At 68.5% G+C, this 3,973-nt stretch carries 3 protein-coding genes; all 3 read right to left on the bottom strand.

What is annotated here, in order from left to right:
- Window positions 1-74: 74 nt before the first annotated feature.
- From ACFWDI_RS40865 to ACFWDI_RS40875, 3 genes are read right to left on the bottom strand one after another with little or no spacing between them, the layout of a single operon-like run.
- On the bottom strand, window positions 75-524 hold the full coding sequence (locus ACFWDI_RS40865) for a DUF6262 family protein (RefSeq protein ID WP_385312165.1): 450 nt from the start codon (window positions 522-524) through the stop codon (window positions 75-77).
- Window positions 521-2,677 carry a tyrosine-type recombinase/integrase gene (locus ACFWDI_RS40870; RefSeq protein WP_385312167.1) on the bottom strand — a complete coding sequence of 719 codons (2,157 nt, stop codon included), beginning with the start codon at window positions 2,675-2,677 and terminating at the stop codon, window positions 521-523. Before ACFWDI_RS40870 ends, ACFWDI_RS40865 begins: the two co-directional genes overlap by 4 nt.
- On the bottom strand, window positions 2,667-3,803 hold the full coding sequence (locus ACFWDI_RS40875; RefSeq protein ID WP_385312169.1) for a tyrosine-type recombinase/integrase: 1,137 nt from the start codon (window positions 3,801-3,803) through the stop codon (window positions 2,667-2,669). The genes ACFWDI_RS40870 and ACFWDI_RS40875 overlap by 11 nt, the downstream gene beginning before the upstream one ends.
- Window positions 3,804-3,973: the final 170 nt, after the last annotated feature.

Raw genomic sequence — 3,973 nt, forward strand, 5'->3', positions numbered from 1 at the left:
CGTTATCGCCGGTTCGTTCGCGATCTGAGCGTGTTGTTGCAGCTCAAGACGGTTCTTCGATCGATGGAGCGTGGTCAGCAGGGGCCGATGGTTCGAGCCTGTGGAACGGGGGCATTTCCGCCGCGGCGGGCGAGTTCGCGTCGGAGGTCGAGATTCTCGCCGTGGGCTTGTTCGAGCGCGTTTCGCAGTGCCTGTACTTCTTCTCGGTGCTGCTTCTTCAGACGAGTGATCTGACTGGTCAGCGCGAGGACGAGGGTGCTCTGCTCGTCGGCCGGAGGCGTCGGTGCGGGAACCGGCCGGGCTTGGGCCCGGAGTCGTTCGATGCGTCCTCGCAGGTCAGGGTGGTTATAGAGGAACGCGTGGGAGACGTTGGCCTCGCGCTGGACGGCCTGGAACGTGATCGACTCACCGCGTTTGACCAGGTTGCGGATCGCCTTCTCGGCCGCGGCGGTCTTGGCGTGGGACTTGGCCTTCGCGGCGGTGGCGAGTGTCTGGGTGCGCTTGGCGCGAGCGTCGTCGGTCATGACCGGGTCCTTCGGTGACGGTCGAGGTCGAGAGTGAGCGGAACGGGGCCGGTGGGGGCGGCGCCGCAGCCGGCGCCCTGGACGGCGCGTCCGGGCTTGGAACGGAGGGTGTCCAGCAGCTTCGTGAGGGCCGCGTGTTCGGCCCGCCGTTGCAGCAGCCAGACGTTGTCCTCGGGCATCGGACGTCCGTGCCGTTCCTGGAACGCGGTGGTGCTGCGGTTGATCAGGGCCTCGGTCTCGGCCAGCTGCCGTTCCAACGCGTTCTGGTGGGATGCGTCGGTGACGAAGACCGAGCAGGTCAGGCAGGCGTTTCCCTTGTCGCAGGTCTGCAGCGGCGGCAGCAGGCACCACCCGTGGGGCAGGAACCGGTCGGCCCGATTGAACAGGTGGAGGCTGTCGTGATCGTCGTGGGAGAAGGTGACGTGGGTGCCGTCCGCCCTCAGTTTCGCGGTGGCCAGGAATGCCTGCTCGGCGTGTTCTTGGCGGGCGGCGACGTAGCGCATCGCCATCGACGGGGTTGCATGCCCGGCATAACGCATCAACACGTGGACAGGCAGGCCGAGTTCGGCGAGCCGGGTCAGCTTGGTGTGACGGACGCGGTGGGTGTGGCTCAGTCCGACGGGCTTGCCCTTGCTGTCAGTGATCTTCACGATCTTGCTGAACTCGCGGAGCATCCAGTTGTAGGTGCCCGACGGGTAGGGCTTGTCGCCCTGCCGGTTGCCGGTCCGCTGCAGGAACAGGTGGCGCGGGACGATGTCTGGGAAGCGGTCGCGGAGCCACTGCCGCTGTTCCTCGATGACCGCGACGACCTCGGCGTCGACGAGGATGTTGTCCGGCGCGATGTCGATCTTGCTCTGTGCGTAGTGGAATCGGGCGATCTGTTCGCCTTCGGCGGCGTCGACGGCTCGGTCGGGGACCGGGGAGAGGCAGTCGAAGCGGCTGGTGCGGATCTCGCTGGCCCGCCTCCCGGTGAGGATCTGCAGCAGGATCATGCGCATGGCCTGCGGGTCGTCGAAGCCGCGGGCGGTGACCTGCTGTCCGTCGCCACAGGTGAGAAGCATCTGCTCGTCGCGGGCGAGCCCGAGCAGGGGCAGGGCGGCGGGGATCTGCGCGAGGGCGTGGTCGTCGACGTAGTGCTCGTCGTTGAGTTCGCGCTGGTGCGGGATGCGGGAGACCTGGCGGAACCAGCCAGCCGCATGCGCGTCCGTGACCCGGGACCACGGGTGTGGTCCGAGGACCTGGCGAGCCTCGGCGGGGTTGGCCGCGACGAATGCGAACAGCTCGGCGACGGCCCGTAGGTCGTCGTTGATCTGGCGCGGGTGGACGGATTTGTGGGCGAACCGCTGGTCGCTTTCGCGCTGAATGCGGTTGGCAGGGTCGGAGACCCAGCGCCGAAAGGCGGCGGCAAGTTGGACTGCGTGAGCGGGATCTCCCAGGACATCCACGGGGTCAGGGAAGGTGTTCAGCCAGCGGTCGAAGCGCAAGATGTCCTGCATCCTGTCCTGACTCACGGTCGTCCAGCGCAGGACGCCCGCTTCCATCTGGGTGCCAAGCCACCATTTGACCGCCTCCCGCAGCCATGAATGCACGATCTTCGAAGGTGAACAGCCGTAGTGAGCTTGGGGCTCGTGCTCCGCCAGCGGGATGCGCGGGTCGCATCGCGGGTGCCACTCGTCCAGAGTCCACCAGGGCCCGTCCGAACAGCGGGCGAGCAGGGCGAGGCGACTGAAGCGGAAGATCACCCGCAGCCGGGCGACGCTGCCGCGGGGAATGAGCCGGCCCCAGCGGGTGGCATAGAACCACCGCTGCAAGGCGGCCGCCGTCTCCCAGTCCATGGCCCGGATCGAGGGCGGGAAGGGATGGTTGTCGCGGATCGCGCGGCGCAGGATGTTCGCGAACTGGTTGGTGCCCAGCACCGACGAGCGGGTCCCGTCCATCGCCTGCCAGTGCGCCATCCAGGCCAGTTCAGCGGCGATCAGGTCGGGCAGACCGGTTAGGTCGATGCGGCGGTCGCCGTTCTCGGTGATCCGGTCCCAGTCGTCGATGCCGTCGCCGATCACCGGCCCCTTCCAGGGCTCGGGCAGCTCCCGCCAGAGCCGCCAGAACGGATCCTCGTCGCCGGCCGCGTGCAGATGACGCTGTTCACCGGCCATCGTCGACCTGCCAGGCGGAGATGTACGACTTCCAGTTCGCCGCGGCCCGCAGGGCCTCGTCCTCGCGGACCCAGCCATAGAGGTCGAGCGTGGTCTGCACGTGTGCGTGCCCGAGTCGGCGTGAGACCACCCACTCCGGCGTCCCGGCCAGCAGCAGCGCGGTCGCGTGGCTGTGGCGGAACCAGTGCGGCGTCCAGGAGGCAGGGCCGATGCGCTTCTTGCGCAGGGTGGACACCTTGTCTCGCACTGTGCCCTCGCGCAGGGCGGCCAGCAGCGGCGGCCGCTCCAGGTTCACCAGCAACGGCGAGCCGGCATCGACCTCGATGCCGAACACGGCGGCCCGGCAGGCGAGGTGGGTGAGGTAGTCGGCGAACAGTCGCTCCAGGTCACAGCCGACATAGACCCGCCGGGGGCGCATCATCTTCACCCTCGCCCCGTTCGTGTTGTCCTCGCGCGGCACGATCTCGACATAGGGAGTGGAGCCGCGGCCCATGACGAAGTCGCAGATCCGCAGGCCGAGAGCCTCGCCCAGGCGCATGCCGGTCTCCGCGAGCAAGGCGAACAGCAGCCGGTCGCGCAGGTTGCCCGCCCACTCGCCGACCGTGGCGTCCGGCATCGCGCAGCCGTCCAGGATCGCCTGGATCTCGCTCGGCAGCAGCAGCGGCGGGCGCCCACGATGCCGCTGGCGCCGGACCCTGACCAGCGAGGACGGGGCGGGAGCGGTGCGGGCGTCCAGGTGCGCGAGCAGGCCCCGGGCCGGGCCCCGGCGCGGTGTCCCGCGCATGAGCCGTCCTGCGACCGGCACCGAGAAGACCGCCTCCTGCCAGCGGTAGAAGGAGATCAGCGCGGCCAGTCTCGCCTCCAATGTCCCGGCCTCGGGGGCCTGTTCGGGCTCGACCAGGGTGTGCTCGACGGTGCGGCCGTTGCGCAGCCAGGACAGGAACCCCGCGACCGCCGGGACCCCGAGATCGCCCCACCTTCCGGTCTCGTCACGCTGTTCGAGGAACGTCCACCACTGGGCCAGCGAGGTCGCATAGCCGCGGACCGTGTTCGGCGACCAAAGATGCCGATGGGCCTCCAGCCATTCCTCGACCGGCGCGACGGTCCGGTACTTCTCGTCGATCACGGTCCATGTCCGCCGCCCGTTCGCGGGTCGGACCGCCAAGCTGTGTGCCACTGATGTCGTTCCGTCTCGTTGAAGAACTCCCGTTGATAGCAATGCATCAACGACGCAGAACGCTCACGGTGACGCTCGTTGAAGACAGAGAAGAGAGGGGCTCAGGCCCCGTTGATAAC

The sequence above is a fragment of the Streptomyces sp. NPDC060064 genome (genome assembly GCF_042736455.1).
Taxonomy (GTDB): Bacteria; Actinomycetota; Actinomycetes; order Streptomycetales; family Streptomycetaceae; genus Streptomyces.

What these genes read in the sequence shown, in the direction of transcription:
- ACFWDI_RS40870 (WP_385312167.1), bottom strand. Translation starts at nt 2,677, where the DNA reads ATGGCCGGTGAACAGCGTCATCTGCACGCGGCCGGCGACGAGGATCCG.
- ACFWDI_RS40865 (WP_385312165.1), bottom strand. Translation starts at nt 524, where the DNA reads ATGACCGACGACGCTCGCGCCAAGCGCACCCAGACACTCGCCACCGCC.